The organism is Pseudomonas azotoformans (genome assembly GCF_001579805.1).
Classification (GTDB): Bacteria; Pseudomonadota; Gammaproteobacteria; order Pseudomonadales; family Pseudomonadaceae; genus Aquipseudomonas; species Aquipseudomonas azotoformans_A.
This window is the reverse complement of record NZ_CP014546.1, coordinates 2,018,417-2,035,853: the sequence shown is the minus strand read 5'-3', so window position 1 is coordinate 2,035,853 and position 17,437 is coordinate 2,018,417. Positions and strand designations below refer to the sequence as shown.

The 17,437-nt window shown below is 61.4% G+C and carries 12 protein-coding genes and 1 pseudogene; 8 read left to right on the top strand and 5 right to left on the bottom strand.

Features of this window, described 5'->3' with window-relative positions; all coding sequences use genetic code 11:
- Window positions 1-212 precede the first annotated feature (212 nt).
- Together putA and AYR47_RS09445 are read left to right on the top strand one after the other, a co-directional pair.
- Window positions 213-4,166 (top strand): trifunctional transcriptional regulator/proline dehydrogenase/L-glutamate gamma-semialdehyde dehydrogenase, encoded by a 3,954-nt coding sequence (gene putA / locus AYR47_RS09450; protein WP_061435028.1) that lies wholly within the window; start codon window positions 213-215, stop codon window positions 4,164-4,166.
- A 166-nt stretch (window positions 4,167-4,332) separates the two neighbouring features.
- Entirely contained in the window at window positions 4,333-6,135 is a 1,803-nt protein-coding gene (locus AYR47_RS09445) for an acyl-CoA dehydrogenase (protein WP_061435026.1), read from the top strand.
- Here AYR47_RS09445 and AYR47_RS09440 read toward each other — a convergent pair.
- Both AYR47_RS09440 and AYR47_RS09435 read right to left on the bottom strand, forming a co-directional pair.
- Window positions 6,132-6,425 (bottom strand): cell division protein ZapA, encoded by a 294-nt coding sequence (locus AYR47_RS09440; protein WP_016977202.1) that lies wholly within the window; start codon window positions 6,423-6,425, stop codon window positions 6,132-6,134. The two genes, AYR47_RS09445 and AYR47_RS09440, sit on opposite strands and share 4 nt — an antisense overlap.
- A complete protein-coding gene (locus AYR47_RS09435) occupies window positions 6,422-6,652 on the bottom strand; it encodes a hypothetical protein (protein ID WP_016977201.1) in 231 nt (76 codons plus the stop codon). The genes AYR47_RS09440 and AYR47_RS09435 overlap by 4 nt, the downstream gene beginning before the upstream one ends.
- 239 nt (window positions 6,653-6,891) lie before the next feature.
- On the opposite strand from AYR47_RS09435, the pseudogene AYR47_RS33360 reads away from it, so the two are divergent.
- The 5 genes and pseudogenes from AYR47_RS33360 to selO form a co-directional block, all read left to right on the top strand.
- Window positions 6,892-7,653 (top strand): annotated as a pseudogene (locus AYR47_RS33360) (MCP four helix bundle domain-containing protein); the annotation flags it as partial.
- A gap of 30 nt (window positions 7,654-7,683) precedes the next feature.
- Window positions 7,684-8,556 carry a methyl-accepting chemotaxis protein gene (locus AYR47_RS33355; RefSeq protein WP_370694346.1) on the top strand — a complete coding sequence of 291 codons (873 nt, stop codon included), beginning with the start codon at window positions 7,684-7,686 and terminating at the stop codon, window positions 8,554-8,556.
- Between the two features lie 309 nt (window positions 8,557-8,865).
- On the top strand, window positions 8,866-10,608 hold the full coding sequence (locus AYR47_RS09425) for a potassium/proton antiporter (protein WP_016977199.1): 1,743 nt from the start codon (window positions 8,866-8,868) through the stop codon (window positions 10,606-10,608).
- 50 nt (window positions 10,609-10,658) lie between these two features.
- Entirely contained in the window at window positions 10,659-14,000 is a 3,342-nt protein-coding gene (gene mscK / locus AYR47_RS09420; RefSeq protein WP_061435024.1) for a mechanosensitive channel MscK, read from the top strand.
- Between the two features lie 48 nt (window positions 14,001-14,048).
- Window positions 14,049-15,512, top strand: a complete 1,464-nt coding sequence (selO, locus tag AYR47_RS09415; protein ID WP_033897791.1) for a protein adenylyltransferase SelO — start codon at window positions 14,049-14,051, stop codon at window positions 15,510-15,512.
- A gap of 39 nt (window positions 15,513-15,551) precedes the next feature.
- Here the strand turns inward: selO and AYR47_RS09410 are convergent, their stop codons facing one another.
- Window positions 15,552-15,953, bottom strand: a complete 402-nt coding sequence (locus AYR47_RS09410) for a helix-turn-helix domain-containing protein (protein ID WP_016979222.1) — start codon at window positions 15,951-15,953, stop codon at window positions 15,552-15,554.
- Window positions 15,950-16,249 (bottom strand): type II toxin-antitoxin system HigB family toxin, encoded by a 300-nt coding sequence (locus AYR47_RS09405; RefSeq protein WP_033897790.1) that lies wholly within the window; start codon window positions 16,247-16,249, stop codon window positions 15,950-15,952. Before AYR47_RS09405 ends, AYR47_RS09410 begins: the two co-directional genes overlap by 4 nt.
- 237 nt (window positions 16,250-16,486) lie before the next feature.
- Between AYR47_RS09405 and trxC the strand changes: the two genes are divergently transcribed.
- Window positions 16,487-16,921 (top strand): thioredoxin TrxC, encoded by a 435-nt coding sequence (gene trxC, locus AYR47_RS09400; protein WP_033897789.1) that lies wholly within the window; start codon window positions 16,487-16,489, stop codon window positions 16,919-16,921.
- Here trxC and AYR47_RS09395 read toward each other — a convergent pair.
- On the bottom strand, window positions 16,909-17,133 hold the full coding sequence (locus tag AYR47_RS09395) for a DUF6124 family protein (RefSeq protein WP_033897788.1): 225 nt from the start codon (window positions 17,131-17,133) through the stop codon (window positions 16,909-16,911). The genes trxC and AYR47_RS09395 overlap by 13 nt on opposite strands.
- Window positions 17,134-17,437 lie beyond the last annotated feature (304 nt).

Genomic DNA, 17,437 nt, shown 5'->3' with positions numbered 1-17,437 from the left:
TGTTTTTGCTCCTTTTCGGAGCAAGAACAGCCGATCTCAGAAGCAAACGCACCAAGGCGGAGCGCAATCCGTCGGCGGTGTATTTTTTTCCCGATCACGATCGAAAATTTCCTGAACAAAAAGGGTTGCACCCGGTTGCACCTCTGCATGCGCAAAGCTAATCTTGCCGCCAGCTGATGCCACTCGGTAGTGGCACCCATGAGGATAAGAAAATGGCTACGACCACCCTTGGGGTCAAACTCGACGACCCGACCCGCGAGCGCCTGAAGGCTGCCGCGACCTCCATTGATCGCACGCCGCACTGGCTGATCAAGCAGGCGATTTTCAATTACCTGGAGAAACTGGAGGGTGGTGCAACCCTGACCGAACTCAATGGTTTGAGCAGCAAAGACGCCGACGATGCGGGCGAGGTTCAGACCGACCACGCCCACCAGTGCTTCCTGGAGTTCGCCGAGAGCATCCTGCCGCAATCCGTCTTGCGCGCCTCGATCACCGCCGCTTACCGCCGCCCCGAGCCGGAAGTGGTGCCGATGCTGATCGAACAGGCTCGACTGCCGGCCCCGATGGCCGAAGCCACCAACAAGCTGGCCGCCTCGATCGCTGAAAAACTGCGTAACCAGAAGAGTGCCGGCGGCCGTGCCGGTATTGTTCAGGGCCTGCTGCAAGAATTTTCCCTGTCGTCCCAGGAAGGCGTAGCACTGATGTGCCTGGCCGAAGCGCTGCTGCGTATCCCGGACAAGGGCACCCGCGACGCACTGATCCGCGACAAGATCAGCACCGGCAACTGGCAGCCGCACCTGGGCAACAGCCCGTCGCTGTTCGTTAACGCCGCGACCTGGGGCTTACTGCTGACCGGTAAACTGGTCGCCACCCACAACGAAGCGGGCCTCACCTCGTCCCTGAGCCGCATCATCGGCAAGAGCGGCGAGCCGATGATCCGCAAGGGCGTCGACATGGCGATGCGCCTGATGGGCGAGCAGTTCGTCACCGGCGAAACCATTGCCGAGGCCCTGGCCAACGCGAGCAAGTTCGAAGCCAAGGGCTTCCGCTACTCCTACGACATGCTCGGTGAAGCCGCGCTGACTGAACACGACGCGCAGAAGTACCTGGCCTCGTACGAACAAGCCATTCATTCGATCGGTAAAGCGTCCCACGGCCGTGGGATTTATGAAGGTCCGGGCATTTCCATCAAGCTGTCGGCCCTGCACCCGCGCTACAGCCGTGCGCAGTACGAGCGTGTGATGGACGAGTTGTACCCGCGCCTGCTGTCCCTGACCCTGCTGGCCAAGCAATACGACATCGGCTTGAACATCGACGCTGAAGAAGCCGACCGTCTGGAGCTGTCCCTGGACCTGCTCGAACGCCTGTGCTTCGAGCCGCAACTGACCGGCTGGAACGGCATCGGTTTCGTGATCCAGGCCTACCAGAAGCGTTGCCCGTATGTGATCGACTACGTCATCGACCTGGCGCGCCGCAGCCGCCATCGCCTGATGATCCGCCTGGTAAAAGGCGCGTACTGGGACAGCGAGATCAAGCGCGCCCAAGTCGAAGGCCTGGAAGGCTACCCGGTCTACACCCGCAAGGTGTACACCGACGTTTCCTACATTGCCTGCGCACGCAAACTGCTGTCGGTGCCGGAAGTCATCTACCCTCAGTTCGCCACGCACAACGCCCACACGCTGTCGGCCATCTACCACATCGCAGGTCAGAACTATTACCCCGGCCAGTACGAGTTCCAATGCCTGCACGGCATGGGCGAACCGCTGTACGAGCAGGTTGTAGGCAAGGTTTCCGAAGGCAAGCTGAACCGTCCATGCCGCGTGTATGCACCGGTTGGCACCCACGAAACGCTGCTGGCTTACCTGGTGCGTCGCCTGCTGGAAAACGGCGCGAATACCTCGTTCGTCAACCGCATTGCCGACCAATCCATCTCCATTCAGGAGCTGGTGGCCGACCCAGTGGCCAGCATCGAGCAAATGGCCACGCTGGAAGGCGGCTTCGGCCTGCCGCACCCGCGCATCCCCTTGCCGCGTGACCTGTACGGCAGCGACCGTGCCAACTCGGCCGGTATCGACCTGGCCAACGAACACCGCTTGGCGTCGCTGTCCTGCGCCTTGCTGGCCACCGCGCACAACCACTGGAAAGCGGCGCCGATGCTCGGCTGCGCCTCCAGCGAGCAACCCGCCGCACCGGTACTGAACCCGTCCGACCTGCGTGACGTGGTCGGTCACGTACAAGAAGCCACCGTTCAAGACGTCGACAACGCGATCCAGTGCGCCATCAGCGCCGGTCCGATCTGGCAGGCCACCCCGCCCGCCGAGCGCGCCGCCATCCTGGAACGTGCCGCCGACCTGATGGAAGGCGAGATCCAACCGCTGATGGGCCTGCTGGCCCGTGAAGCCGGCAAGACCTTCGCCAACGCCATCGCCGAAGTGCGTGAAGCCGTGGATTTCCTGCGCTACTACGCGGTGCAGGCACGTAACGACTTCACCAACGACGCCCACCGCCCGCTGGGCCCGGTGGTCTGCATCAGCCCGTGGAACTTCCCGCTGGCCATCTTCAGCGGCCAAGTCGCCGCCGCATTGGCCGCCGGCAACCCGGTACTGGCCAAGCCTGCCGAGCAAACCCCATTGGTGGCCGCGCAAGCCGTGCGCATCCTGTTGGAAGCCGGTATTCCGGAAGGCGTGCTGCAATTGCTGCCGGGCCAAGGCGAAACCGTCGGTGCCCGCCTGGTGGGTGATGATCGCGTCAAAGGCGTGATGTTCACTGGCTCCACCGAAGTGGCGCGCCTGCTGCAACGCAATGTCGCCGGTCGTCTGGATGCCCAGGGCCGTCCGATCCCGCTGATCGCCGAAACCGGTGGCCAGAACGCGATGATCGTCGACTCCTCGGCGCTGACCGAACAAGTAGTCATCGACGTGGTGTCCTCGGCCTTCGACAGTGCCGGCCAACGCTGCTCGGCCCTGCGCGTGCTGTGTCTGCAGGAAGATTCGGCAGACCGTGTCATCGAAATGCTCAAGGGCGCCATGGCGGAATGCCGCTTGGGTAACCCGGAGCGCCTGTCCGTCGACATCGGCCCGGTGATCGACGCCGAAGCCAAGGCCGGCATCGAGAAACACATCCAGGCCATGCGCGACAAAGGCCGCAATGTGTACCAGGTAGCGATTGCCGACGGTGAAGAGATCAAGCGTGGCACCTTCGTGATGCCGACCCTGATCGAGTTGGAAAGCTTCGACGAACTGCAACGCGAGATCTTCGGCCCAGTGCTGCACGTGGTGCGCTACAAGCGCAAAGAAATCGACCAACTCATCGGCCAGATCAACGCTTCCGGCTACGGCCTGACCCTGGGCGTGCACACCCGTATCGACGAGACCATCGCCAAGGTGATCGACAACGTCCATGCCGGTAACGTCTACGTGAACCGCAACATCGTCGGCGCGGTGGTCGGCGTGCAACCGTTCGGCGGCGAGGGCCTGTCGGGCACTGGCCCGAAAGCCGGTGGCCCGCTGTACCTGTACCGCCTGCTGTCGACGCGCCCTACGAATGCCATTGAGCAATCCTTCGTACGCGGCGACGCATTGGCCGCACCAGACGTGCGCCTACGTGACGCCATGAGCCAGCCGCTGACCGCCCTGAAAACCTGGGCTGACAGCAATAAGTTCAGCGACCTGAGTGCCCTGTGCAGCCAGTTCGCCGCGCAATCGCAAAGCGGTATCACCCGCCAACTGGCTGGCCCGACCGGCGAACGCAACAGCTACGCCATCCTGCCCCGCGAGCACGTACTGTGCCTGGCGGAAGTGGAAGGCGACCTGTTGACGCAACTGGCGGCAGTGTTGGCTGTGGGCGGCTCGGCGGTATGGCCCGAATCCGACCTGACCAAAGCCTTGTTCCCACGCCTGCCGAAGGAGATTCAGGCGAAGATAAAGCGCGTGGCCGACTGGACCAAGGACGACGTGGTGTTTGATGCAGTTCTGCATCACGGTGATTCCGACCAACTGCGTGCGGTGTGCCAGCAAGTGGCGCAGCGTGGTGGGGCGATTGTCGGGGTGCATGGCTTGTCGCAAGGCGAGACGGCGATTGCGCTGGAGCGCTTGGTGATTGAGCGAGCGTTGAGCGTCAACACCGCTGCGGCGGGCGGTAACGCCAGCCTGATGACTATCGGCTGATCAGCAGCGGCAAGTTTTAAGCTACAAGCTGCAAGTAAAAGCATCGCGCTCTTACTTGTAGCTTGAAGCTTGCAACTTGTGCCGCCCCATCACCCCCATCTATCTTCCTTCCCCGTTTTTATCAGCACTCCTAGACTGCGGCATACTTTTCTAAAGGTAATCCGCCATGTCCGAGTCGCTGCTCAGTTCCCGCAATCTGGCTTTCGAGCTGTACGAAGTCCTCGATGCCGAGGGCCTGACCCAGCGTGAGCGGTTTGCCGAGCACAACCGCGAAACCTTCGATGCAGCCATCAGCACCGCCCGCACCATCGCGGAGAAGTACTTCGCCCCACACAACCGCAAGAACGACGAAAACGAACCGCGCTACGAAGACGGCCAGGCCATCCTGATCCCGGAAGTGAAACCCGCCGTGGACGCCTTCCTGGAAGCCGGCTTCCTCAACGCCGCGCGCAGTTTCGAAGCGGGTGGCATGCAACTGCCGACCCTGCTGTCCCAAGCCTGTTTCGCGCACTTCCAGTCGGCCAACGCCGCATCCACGTCCTACCCGTTCCTGACCATGGGCGCCGCCAACCTGATTGAAAGCTTCGGCACCGAGGATCAGAAACAACGCTTCCTGCAACCCATGATCGACGGCCGTTTCTTCGGCACCATGGCCCTCACCGAACCCCACGCCGGTTCTTCGCTGTCAGATATTCGTACACGCGCAGAGCCTGCGGCTGACGGCAGCTATCGACTCAAAGGCAACAAGATCTTCATTTCCGGCGGCGACCACCCGCTGTCGGAAAACATCGTGCACATGGTGCTGGCCAAACTGCCGGACGCGCCGGCCGGGGTGAAGGGTATTTCGCTGTTTATCGTGCCCAAGTTCCTGGTCAACGACGACGGCAGCCTGGGCGAGCGCAACGATGTGTTGCTGGCCGGGCTGTTCCACAAGATGGGCTGGCGTGGCACCACGTCCACCGCGCTTAACTTCGGCGATAACGGGAATTGCGTCGGCTATCTGGTGGGCAAGCCGCACCAGGGGTTGAGCTGCATGTTCCAGATGATGAACGAGGCGCGGATTGGTGTCGGCATGGGCGCGGTCATGCTCGGTTACGCCGGCTACCTCTACTCCTTGGAGTACGCCCGCGAACGCCCGCAAGGTCGCCTGCCCGACAGTAAAGATCCCAAGACCGCACCGGTCTCGATCATTCAGCACGCGGACATCAAGCGCATGCTGCTTACCCAAAAATCCTACGTGGAAGGCGCCTTCGACCTCGGCCTCTACGCCGCACGGCTGTTTGACGACACCACCACCTTGGCCACCGAAACCGAACGCAAACAAGCCCACGAACTGCTGGACCTGCTCACGCCCATCGTCAAATCCTGGCCGTCGGAGTTCTGCCTCAAGGCCAACGAACTGGCGATCCAGATTCTCGGCGGCCATGGCTACACCCGCGAATACCCGGTGGAGCAGTACTACCGCGACAACCGCCTGAACCCGATCCACGAAGGCACCCACGGCATCCAGTCCCTGGATCTGCTCGGGCGCAAACTGGCGCAGAACGGTGGCGCGGGCTTGAAGCAACTCATCCGACTGATCGCCGAAGCCGGCGCCCGCGCCCAGGAATACCCAAGCCTTACCGCGCTGAGGGAACCGCTGGAGCAACTGGTCAACCGCCTGCAAAGCGTCACCCTCGGTTTGCTGACGGATCTCGCCCACGGCAAGGTCAACAGCAGCCTGGCGAATTCGGCGCTGTACCTGAAGGTGTTCGGGCATACGGTGATTGGCTGGCGCTGGCTGGAACAGGCGATTCACGCCGAAGCCGGCTTGGCCAAGGGCAATGCGGCGGATGTGGCCTTCTATAAAGGCAAGCTCCAGGCCGCCCGGTACTTCCTGACCTGGGAAGTGCCGAGCTGCCATCATGAACTGGCAATCTTGGAGGCCCGTGATGACACGTGCCTCGGCATGCAAGATGAGTGGTTCTAAGGCGTTCCGATCGCCTTGGAAATCACATCGACCGTGGCGCTGACTTGCTCTTGGTAACGGTCGAGTTCCTGCTGGTGCGCCTGCTGCATTTCGATCTGCTCGGCACACAGGTTCAGCGCCGCCAGCACCAGTAGCTTGTCACCGATCAGGGTCGGGTACTTCTTCTTGGTGGTGGCCAGGGACGCCTTGAGCAGGGTCACGGCGTGCATCAGGGTTTTCTCTTCCCCGGCCGGAGCCTTGATCGAGTAATCCTCTCCGAGAATCGAAACGACCTTTATCCCTTCACTCATGCGCCGACAGGCCCTGCGCTCACACGCTCAACCAGCGCCTGGATACGCGCGGCGGTGGCGCCGTGCTTTTCTTCCTGCTCCATCAGGTTCAGTTGCAGGCTGTCGTTCTCGTCCTTGGCGCGGGCCAGTTCCGCCTTGAGGGATTCGTTGGTGCCCAGCAGGTCCTGGTTCTGCTGTACTAGGTCGCTGACGAGTTGTTCCAATTGGCTGAGGGATGCTTCTAACATTTTGATTTCTCGGGCTTTTTCAAAGGGCGGTGACGATAAAGAAAATTCACCTCGGATGCCAGGGTTATCCCCGGCGCGCAGCCCGATTTTTAAGGGCCGGGCCGCACTTTCGAGCCTTAGTGACTGCATTTACCGGATCTGGTTCCTGAATCGGCGAAACCCCTCGTCAGATGCGACAAAACCGCACACGCCCCTTTAGACTTTAGTCGTACGACCGATAGAGAGGGACACCCCGTCTCATGGCCGCACGGATCGCGCTTCTCCCCCAGGATTCCCGCATGTCGCTTCGTAATATGAATATCGCTCCGAGGGCCTTCCTCGGCTTCGCGTTTATTGGCGCGTTGATGTTGTTTCTCGGTGTGTTTGCCCTGAACCAGATGAGCAAGATCCGTGGCGCCACCGAAGACATCACCCTGTCCAGCGTGCCGAGCATTCGTGCCCTCGATGAATTTACCCAGCTGACCCTGCGATTGCGGGTGCTGTCGTACCGCCTGCTGACCAACCGCGAGCCGGAGGTTCAGCAAAAGACCCTGGAAGCCTTTGAACTACGTAACCAGCAGATTCGCACGGCCCAGGGCATCTACGAAAAACTCATCGAGAGCAGCGAAGAGCGCTCGACCTACGACGAATACGTACGCCTGCTGGGCCAGTACCATCAGATTGAAGAGCGCATGAAGAGCCTGTCGCGCGCCAATCAAGTGGAAGAACTGCGCGCCCTGCTCAACACCGAACTGCTGAGCAACTCCGAGCAGGTCAACGCCGTGCTCACCCGCCTGCTGGACATCAACAACAAGATGGCCCTGGCCACCAATCAGCAAGCCGAAGACCAATACAACCTGGCCTTTGACCTGGTGGTCGGCCTGCTGGTGATCGCCACGGCGTTGACCCTGCTGTTCGCCTGGCTGCTGACCCGCAGTATCACCCTGCCTATTTCCCAGGCACTCGAAGCCGCCGAAGAAGTGGCCGAAGGCAACCTGACGCGGCCGATCAAGGTCGACGGCAACGACGAAGCCGGGCGCCTGCTGGCCGCCATGGCCAAGATGCAGGACAAGCTGCGCGACACCCTGCAACGCATCGCCGGGTCAGCGACCCAACTGGCGTCGGCAGCCGAGGAACTGAACGCCGTCACCGACGAAAGCGCCCGCGGCCTGACCCAGCAGAACAACGAAATCGAACAAGCCGCCACGGCGGTGAACGAGATGACCAGCGCCGTCGAAGAAGTCGCCCGCAACGCTGTGAGCACCTCCGAAGCTTCGCGCAACGCCACCACCTCCGCCGGCGATGGCCGTGACCTGGTGCAGGAAACCGTCAGCGCCATCGAACGCATGAGCGGCGACGTGCAAGCCACGGCCACGCTGATTGGCGACCTGGCCAATGAGTCGCGCGACATCGGCAAGGTGTTGGATGTGATTCGCGGCCTGGCCGACCAGACCAACCTGCTGGCCCTGAACGCAGCGATTGAAGCGGCGCGTGCCGGTGAAGCCGGTCGCGGTTTTGCAGTGGTCGCCGATGAAGTGCGCGCCCTGGCCCATCGCACGCAGCAATCCACCAGCGAGATCGAGCGGATGATCGGCAGTATCCAGGCCGGCACCGAGCACGCGGTAGACTCAATGCGCAACAGCACCGAACGCGCCGAATCGACGCTGAACATCGCCAAAGGCGCCGGCATGTCGCTGGATACCATCAATACCGCGATCGTCGAGATCAACGAACGCAACCTGGTCATCGCCAGCGCGGCGGAAGAACAGGCCCAGGTGGCGCGGGAAGTGGATCGCAACCTGGTGAACATCCGCGATCTGTCGGTGCAATCGGCAACCGGCGCCAGCCAGACCAGCGCGGCGAGCAGTGAACTGTCGCGCCTGGCGGTGGATTTGAACGGAATGGTCGGCCGCTTCCGCCTGTAACGAACACCACAGAACCCTGTAGTGAGCAGGCTTGCCCTGCGCTGGGCTGCGAAGCAGCCCCAAAACCAGTCACCGCATACTGTCTGTAAACATGAGGTGTTCCTGTTGGGGCTGCTCCGCAGCCCAGCGCAGGGCAAGCCTGCTCACTACAAGGGCCCTGCCCACTACAGCAAGCCAGCTTCCACATTAACCCTGCACTAATCAGAAAAAGCTTTTTGACAGCGCAGCAATTCAACAGGTTAGAATCGCTGGCACGCAGACTGCATGGTCAGTTTGCGCCCCGTCTTGTTTGCTCTTGGAGTACTGCCTTTGAATGCGACGACCATCAACAGCCTGTTCTTGATCGGCGCGTTGCTGGTGAGTGCGAGCATTCTGGTGAGTTCTCTTTCGTCCCGCCTGGGGATCCCGATATTGGTGATCATCCTGGCCGTGGGCATGGTCGCCGGCGTCGATGGCGGCGGCATCATCTTCGATAACTACCCAACCGCCTACCTGGTGGGCAACCTCGCCCTGGCCGTGATCCTGCTCGATGGCGGTTTGCGCACACGGGTGGCGAGTTTCCGCGTGGCACTCTGGCCGGCGTTATCGCTGGCCACGGTGGGGGTGTTGATTACCACCGGCCTCACCGGCATGGCTGCGGCCTGGCTGTTTGACCTCAATATCATCCAAGGCTTGTTGATTGGCGCGATTGTCGGCTCCACGGACGCCGCGGCAGTGTTCTCGCTGCTCGGCGGCAAGGGCCTCAACGAACGGGTCACTGCCAGCCTGGAAATCGAATCCGGCAGCAACGACCCCATGGCGGTGTTCCTCACCGTCACCTTGATCGACATGCTGGCCAGCGGCCAGACCGGCCTGCACTGGAGTCTGCTGACTCACTTGGTGCGCGAGTTCGGCATCGGCGGAGTGGTCGGCCTGGGCGGTGGCTGGCTGATGCTGCAAATGGTCAACCGCATCAACCTGGCCACTGGCTTGTACCCGATCCTGGTGATCGCCGGCGGCCTGTTCGTGTTCGCCGTGACCAACGCCCTGCATGGCAGCGGCTTCCTCGCCGTGTACCTGTGCGGCCTGGTGATCGGCAACCGCCCGGTGCGCAGCCGTCATGGCATTTTGCATATGCTCGACGGCATGGCCTGGTTGGCACAGATCGGCATGTTCCTGGTACTGGGCCTGCTGGTCACGCCCCATGACTTGCTGCCCATCGCGTTGCCGGCCCTGGGCTTGGCGCTGTGGATGATTCTGTTTGCGCGGCCATTGTCGGTGATGGTCGGCCTGCTGCCGTTCAAGGCATTCCACGGACGCGAAAAAGCCTTTATCGCCTGGGTCGGCCTGCGCGGCGCGGTGCCGATCATTCTGGCGGTGTTCCCGCTGATGGCCGGCCTGCCCCACGCGCAGCTGTACTTCAACCTGGCGTTCTTTATCGTGCTGGTGTCGCTGCTGGTGCAGGGCACGAGCCTGCCGTGGGTGGCCAAGCTGCTCAAGGTCACCGTACCACCGGACCCGGCGCCGATTTCCCGTGCTGCCCTGGAAGTGCACGTCACCAGCGAGTGGGAGTTGTTCGTCTACCGCCTGGGCGCGGAAAAATGGTGCATCGGCGCCGCCCTGCGTGAGCTGAAAATGCCCGAAGGCACGCGGATCGCTGCGCTGTTCCGTGGCCAGCAACTGCTCCATCCGTCGGGTAGTACCGTGCTGGAAGTCGGCGATTTGCTCTGCGTGATCGGCCATGAACACAACCTGCCGGCCCTGGGCAAACTGTTCAGCCAGGCGCCGCAACGCGGTCTGGACCTGCGTTTCTTCGGCGACTTCGTGCTGGAAGGCGACGCCCAGCTGGGCGCGGTTTCCGCGCTGTACGGCCTGAAGCTGGAGGGCATCGACCCGGATATGCCGCTGAGCAGTTTCATCACCCAGAAAGTCGGCGGCGCGCCCATCGTCGGCGACCAGGTGGAATGGAACAACACCATCTGGACCGTCGCGGTCATGGACGGGAACAAGATCGGCAAAGTGGGCGTCAGATTCCCCGAAGGAAGTCGCCCGGGCCCCGGACTCTTCCTCTAAACTGCGGGGCGACGACGCCCCCGATTCTTCACCTTGCAAGACCGGTCTCTATGCCTACCCTGCGCACGTTCCTCGCCACTGCCCTGCTGGGCCTGACCCTTTGTGTCGGCACCGTTCACGCGGCCGACCCGCCCAGCGCCGACGCCATCCAGCAAACCCTGGACAAGCTGCCCGACCGCAAGCTGCCCGACGCCGACATGAAGGCCCTGCAGACCATCCTGCAGCAGACCCTGACTTACCTGGGCAACAAGCAGGATTACGAGCAGCGCCTGGTCGACCTCAAGCGCCAGCTGGAAGACGCGCCGCGCGAGACCGCCGACAACCAGCGCGAGCTGGCCCGGCTCAAGGCCACCAAAATCATCCCGGTCGCCCAGCGCTACGCCACCCTGCCGGTGCCGCAGCTTGAGCAACTGCTGGTGCAGCGCACCACCCAGCAAGGCGACCTGCAAAAAGAACTGGCCGACGCCAACAGCCTGTCCATCGCAGCCCAGACCCGCCCCGAACGCGCCCAGACCGAAATCAGCAGCAGCCAGACGCGCATCCTGCAGATCAATTCGATCCTCAAGGCCGGCAAGGACAACGGCAAGGCCCTGACCGGCGACCAGCGCAACCAGCTCAACGCCGAACTCGCCGCCCTCAACGCACTGATCCCGTTGCGCCGCCAGGAACTGGCCGGCAACAGCCAACTGCAAGACCTGGGCAACAGCCAGCACGACCTGGTGATGGAAAAAACCGCGCGCCTGGAACAAGAGATCCAGGACCTGCAAACCCTGATCAACCAGAAGCGCCTGGCCCAATCCCAACAAACGGTCACCCAACAGTCCATCGAAGCGCAAAAAGCCGGTGGCAGCAGCTTGCTCGCCACCGAGAGCGCGGCCAACCTGAAGCTGTCCGACTACCTGCTCAAAAGCACCGACCGCCTCAATGACCTGACCCAGAAAAACCTGAAAACCAAGCAACAACTCGACACGGTGACCCAGAGCGACTCGGCCCTGGACGAGCAGATCAACGTGCTCAAGGGCAGCCTGTTGCTGTCCAAGATCCTCTACAAACAGAAACAAGCCTTGCCACGCCTGACCGTGGACCGCGACCTGGCGGACGACATCGCCAACATTCGCCTGTACCAGTTCGAGGTCAACCAGCAGCGCGAACTGATCAGTTCGCCGAGCGCCTATGTGGATAACTTGCTGGCCAACCAAGCGCCGGAAGACGTCACCCCCCAGCTGCGCCGCACCCTGCTGGAACTGGCGATCACCCGCAGCGACCTGCTGGAGCGCCTGAGCCGTGAGTTGAGCGCGCTGCTCAACGAATCCATTACCCTGCAACTGAACCAGAAACAACTGCTCAGCACCGCCACCACCCTGCGCGCGACGCTGGATGAGCAGATGTTCTGGATCCCCAGTAACAAGCCGCTGGACACCGAATGGCTGGAAACCGTGCCGGCGCACCTGAGCAAGCAAGTCGCCACCCTGCCCTGGGCCTCCAGCGTCAGCGAGCTGTATGACGGCCTGACCCAGCGCCCGCTGCTGTTCCTGCCGCTGCTGCTGTTGATTGGCGCGCTGCTGTGGCGCCGTAAAAACCTGTACCAGCGCCTGAACAAGGTCCATCTGGACATTGGCCACTTCAAGCGTGACAGCCAGTGGCACACGCCCCAGGCCATCCTGATCAATATCCTGCTGGCGATGCCGGTGTCCCTCGGCCTGGCGCTGTGCGGCTACGCGCTGCAGATCGACGCCCGTGGGCAGAACGCCAACCTCGGGTCGGCGCTGCTGCAGATCGCCCAGGCCTGGCTGGTGTTCTACACCGCTTATCGCATCCTGGCGCCGGGTGGCGTGGCTGAACTGCACTTTCGCTGGGAAAAACCCCAGGTCGAATTCCTGCAAGGTTGGGTGCGCAAGCTCGGGCTGGTGGTACTGGCCCTGGTGGCCGTGGTGGCCATTGCCGAGCACCAACCGGCGGCGCTGGCCGACGACGTGCTGGGCATCGGCGTGGTACTCACCTGCTACGCGCTGATGGCCTGGCTGCTCGGGCGCCTGTTGCTCAACAGCCCGACTCATGAAAAAGCCTCGCTGTTCCGCAAGGCCGTGGGCCTGTTGTTTACCGCGCTGCCGGTCGCGCTGTTTATCGCCGTGTGCTTTGGCTACTACTACACCGCGCTCAAGCTCAGTGACCGCCTGATCAACACCCTGTACCTGCTGATGTTCTGGCTTGTGATCGAAGCCACCTTCGTTCGCGGCCTGGGCGTTGCCGCCCGACGACTGGCCTATGCGCGTGCCCTGGCCAAACGCCAGGCCGCCAAGGAAGCCGGCGACGGTGAAGCAGTGATCGAAGAACCGACCCTAGACATCGAACAGGTCAACGAACAATCCATGCGCCTGATCCGCCTGGCCTTGCTCGGCGGTTTTATCGCGGCGCTGTACTGGGTGTGGTCGGACCTGATCTCGGTGTTTTCGTACCTGGATAACGTCACGTTGTACGAATACACCAGCGGCACCGGCGCCAATATCAGCATGGTGCCGATCAGCATCGGTGACCTGCTCGGTGCGTTGATCATCATCGGCATCACTTTCGCCCTGGCGCGTAACCTGCCCGGCCTGCTCGAAGTGCTGGTGCTGTCCAAGCTGGACCTGGCCCAGGGCAGTGCCTATGCGACCACCACGTTGCTGTCGTATGTGATTGCCGGCGTCGGCTTCGTCTCCACCTTGTCCACCCTCGGCGTGAGCTGGGACAAGTTGCAATGGCTGGTGGCGGCGCTGTCGGTGGGCTTGGGTTTCGGTATGCAGGAAATCTTCGCCAACTTCATCTCCGGCATCATGATCCTGTTCGAACGCCCGGTGCGCATCGGCGACACCATCACCATCGGCAACCTGTCGGGCACGGTGAGCAAGATTCGCATCCGCGCTACCACAATCACCGACTTTGATCGCAAGGACATCATTGTCCCGAACAAAACCTTCATCACCGGGCAACTGATCAACTGGTCGCTGACCGACACCATCACCCGCGTCACCCTTAAACTCGGCGTCGACTACGGTTCCGACCTGGACCGCGTGAAGGAACTGCTGCTCAAGGCCGCCCGCGACAACCCTCGGGTACTGAAGGAGCCAGAGCCCCACGTGTACTTCCTCAACTTCGGCGAAAGCACCCTCGACCACGAACTGCGCATGCACGTGCGCGACCTAGGCGACCGCAACCCGGTGATCGACGAAGTGAACCGCTTTATCAATCGCGAGTTCAAGAAAGAGAGCATCAACATTTCGTTCCGCCAGATGGAGGTCTACCTCAAGAACCTCCACGGCCAGGAATACAAGTTGGTGGAAGTCGACACCCCTCCCGCCAAGCCCGCCAACGACGGCGGCGTGCAGGAACCACCGCCGAGCAAACTCGACTAACCGCGCTATCCCCAGCAGAATGCTCGGACATTCTGCTGGAGATGGCCGGTGAAAGCCCTCGACGAACTGACCTTCGACAACCGCTTCGCACGCCTGGGCGACGCGTTCTCGACCCACGTATTGCCTGAGCCCCTCGACGCGCCGCGCCTGGTTGTGGCGAGCGAGGCCGCCCTGGCCCTGCTCGACCTTGACCCCGCCGTGGCCGAAACGCCGGTATTTGCCGAGCTGTTTGGCGGCCACAAATTGTGGGCCGAAGCGGAGCCCCGGGCGATGGTCTATTCCGGGCATCAGTTCGGCGGCTACACCCCGCAACTGGGTGACGGCCGTGGCTTATTACTGGGCGAGGTGTACAACGAGGCGGGCGAGCACTGGGACTTGCACCTCAAGGGTGCCGGGATGACGCCCTACTCACGCATGGGCGATGGTCGCGCGGTGTTGCGCTCCTCAATCCGCGAGTTCCTGGCCTCCGAAGCGCTGCACGCGCTGGGCATCCCCAGCAGCCGCGCGCTGTGCGTGATCGGCTCCGACACACCCGTGTGGCGCGAGAAGCAGGAACGCGGCGCGATGGTATTGCGCATGGCACACAGCCATATCCGCTTCGGGCATTTCGAATACTTCTACTACACCAAAAAGCCCGAACAGCAGGCGCTGTTGGCCGAACACGTATTGAACCTGCACTACCCCGAGTGCCGCGAACAGCCCGAGCCGTACCTGGCGATGTTCCGCGAAATCGTCGAGCGCAATGCCGAACTGATCGCCAAGTGGCAGGCTTATGGCTTCTGCCACGGCGTGATGAACACCGACAACATGTCGATCCTCGGCATCACCTTCGACTTCGGGCCGTTTGCGTTCCTGGATGACTTTGATGCGCACTTCATCTGCAACCACTCCGATCATGAAGGGCGCTATTCCTTCAGCAATCAGGTGCCGATCGGCCAGTGGAACCTCAGCGCATTGGCGCAAGCACTGACGCCGTTTATCAGCGTCGACGCCTTGAAAGAAGCGCTTGGGCTGTATCTGCCTCTGTATCAAGCGAACTACCTGGACCTGATGCGCCGCCGCCTGGGACTCACCACCGCCGAAGACGATGACCAGCAGTTGGTGGAGCGTTTATTGAAGCTGATGCAGAACAGCGGCGTGGATTACACCCTGTTCTTCCGCCGCCTGGGAGATGAGTCGGCGGCGTTGGCCGTGGCGCGGTTGCGCGATGACTTTGTCGACCTGGCCGGGTTTGATGCCTGGGCCGAGCAGTACAAGGCGCGTGCTGCACGGGATGGTGACTACAGCGAGGAACAGCGCCGTGTGCGGATGCAGGCGGTGAACCCGCTGTATATCTTGCGCAACTACCTGGCGCAAAACGCCATCGCGGCCGCTGAATCCGGGGATTACAGCGAGGTGCGACGGCTGCATGAAGTGCTTTCCAAGCCGTTTGAGGAGCAAGCAGGGATGGAGCAATACGCACAGCGCCCGCCGGATTGGGGGAAGCATTTGGAGATTAGTTGTTCGTCGTAGGAGGCCTATCCAGAAGATCACCCACCGCCTTGATCGTGATCAGATGAACATGTCCACCGGCACCTTGAAGAACTCCGCCAGCCAACGAATCTGCCGAACGTTCAGCTGGCGTTTTCCACTCAGGATTTCTGAGACAACCGACTGAGCGCCGACCCCAGGCAGGTCACTTTGCGTCAAGCCATGCTCCTGCATCATTGACCGCAATACATCGACACCGCTCGCCTCAGGTATTGGCCAATGCTCTAAGTCGTAGGCCTCAACCCAGTCACCGATGATATCGACCAGCCCCATCAGCGGATGGGTTTCATCGTCCCCCACGATATCCAGCAATTCGTCGAGCGCCTCGACCAACAGATCGTAATCAGCCTCGGTTTTCGGCTTACGCAACAAGGGGGACACGAACTGCCAATGCTCGGCGACTTGCTCGATCAATACACTCATTTTTCCCATGACTCCTTCCATTTACCCTTGTCGTATTCACGATGGTCCAAAATATGCCGGATATAGAGGCGCTGCATTCGATAGCGCACGATGGCAACAAGGCGGAGCTTGTTGCCTCCGATATTGAACACATGCAGCGCCCCAACTTTATCCACAGCCGGGAAAACGGCTCTCAACGTCGCAAAATCTTCAGGGCTGATGACTTTGACCTTCCGATGCCACTCATCCAGAGCACTGGCTGAGTGAGGCCATTTTTCCTTGGCATTTCGTATTTGCTTCGCACTGATCACTCGCATGCAACATCCCTATCGCATCTTGCTATGAAGGTTATACCCGAACACTGACTATCGCAATTTGCTATAGAGCCGATCGGACCGGTGGTGCTTTGTCGAGCACGCTTTCACAGCCTAGATAGGCGCGCGCAATCGACGCGCAAAAATCTGTGAGCATATGCAACGCCGCTTCAGAACTTGATAACACCTTCGCCCGACTCCACATTGAGCTTCACTGACTGCTTTCGTTGGAGCTTCACCATGTCCGAACCACTTGTAATCCCCTGCCCCCACTGCAACGGCCTCAACCGCATCCCCGGCGAACGCCTGGGCGATGCGCCCAAATGCGGGCGCTGCAAGCAGCCGGTTTTACTGAACAAACCGTTTGAGCTGAAGCAAGGCGACTACGCCAGCCAGGTCAAAGGCGATTTGCCGTTGCTGGTGGATGTGTGGGCCGACTGGTGTGGGCCGTGTAAATCGTTTGCGCCGGTGTTCGAACAGGCGGCTGGGCAGTTGGCGGGCAAGTGCCGGTTGGCCAAGCTGGACAGCGAGGCCAATCAGCAGTTGTCGGCGCAGTTGGGGATTCGCTCGATTCCCAGTTTGATTCTGTTCAAGAACGGCCGCGAAGTGGCACGCCAGAGTGGTGCGTTTCCGTTGCCGCAGTTGATGAGCTGGTTGCGCAGTCAGGGGGTGTGAGCCACCGGGGCTTCACGGTCCATCATCTGGCCGACCAGCAGTACACCCAGTTCGCTCAATTGGTGGATCGCCAGTGCCACGTCGCGGTGTTCGCCGGTGAGGTCGTTGGACAGGTTGAGCAACAGGGTGCGGACGGAGGAGAAGGTTTCGTAGCTGTTGAGGACGAGGGTTTCGGTGGGGAGGTTGGGGGTGACGGTATAAAGGTTAACCATGGATCGTCTCCGAGCAGGAGCCGCAACCGACCGCTACTAAACGGGGGTGGCAGCTGTACGCAGGTTAGTAGACCGGGAGACGCAACCGGCGCGCTCAAGAGCGCCCTCCGTACAGCCACCATCAAATTCAGGAAGGTCCTGATCGACGATTTTGCTGTACGTCTCAACACGGGCTACTAAACCCGACCACTGAGAATTCAGTGGCCCGAGAACCTTAAGAGAAGCCCATCCAGACGCACAAGCCAGCGGATTCTGGAGTACCTGTAGGCAACGTTACAAGGCTTAACCCCTATAGCCAGACCCT

What these genes read in the sequence shown, in the direction of transcription:
- AYR47_RS33355 (WP_370694346.1), top strand. Translation starts at nt 7,684, where the DNA reads ATGGCCAAGATGCAGGACAAGCTGCGCGACACCCTGCAACGCATCGCC.
- AYR47_RS09435 (WP_016977201.1), bottom strand. Translation starts at nt 6,652, where the DNA reads ATGTTAGAAGCATCCCTCAGCCAATTGGAACAACTCGTCAGCGACCTA.
- AYR47_RS09405 (WP_033897790.1), bottom strand. Translation starts at nt 16,249, where the DNA reads ATGCGAGTGATCAGTGCGAAGCAAATACGAAATGCCAAGGAAAAATGG.
- mscK (WP_061435024.1), top strand. Translation starts at nt 10,659, where the DNA reads ATGCCTACCCTGCGCACGTTCCTCGCCACTGCCCTGCTGGGCCTGACC.
- putA (WP_061435028.1), top strand. Translation starts at nt 213, where the DNA reads ATGGCTACGACCACCCTTGGGGTCAAACTCGACGACCCGACCCGCGAG.
- trxC (WP_033897789.1), top strand. Translation starts at nt 16,487, where the DNA reads ATGTCCGAACCACTTGTAATCCCCTGCCCCCACTGCAACGGCCTCAAC.
- AYR47_RS09445 (WP_061435026.1), top strand. Translation starts at nt 4,333, where the DNA reads ATGTCCGAGTCGCTGCTCAGTTCCCGCAATCTGGCTTTCGAGCTGTAC.
- AYR47_RS09410 (WP_016979222.1), bottom strand. Translation starts at nt 15,953, where the DNA reads ATGAGTGTATTGATCGAGCAAGTCGCCGAGCATTGGCAGTTCGTGTCC.
- AYR47_RS09440 (WP_016977202.1), bottom strand. Translation starts at nt 6,425, where the DNA reads ATGAGTGAAGGGATAAAGGTCGTTTCGATTCTCGGAGAGGATTACTCG.
- AYR47_RS09395 (WP_033897788.1), bottom strand. Translation starts at nt 17,133, where the DNA reads ATGGTTAACCTTTATACCGTCACCCCCAACCTCCCCACCGAAACCCTC.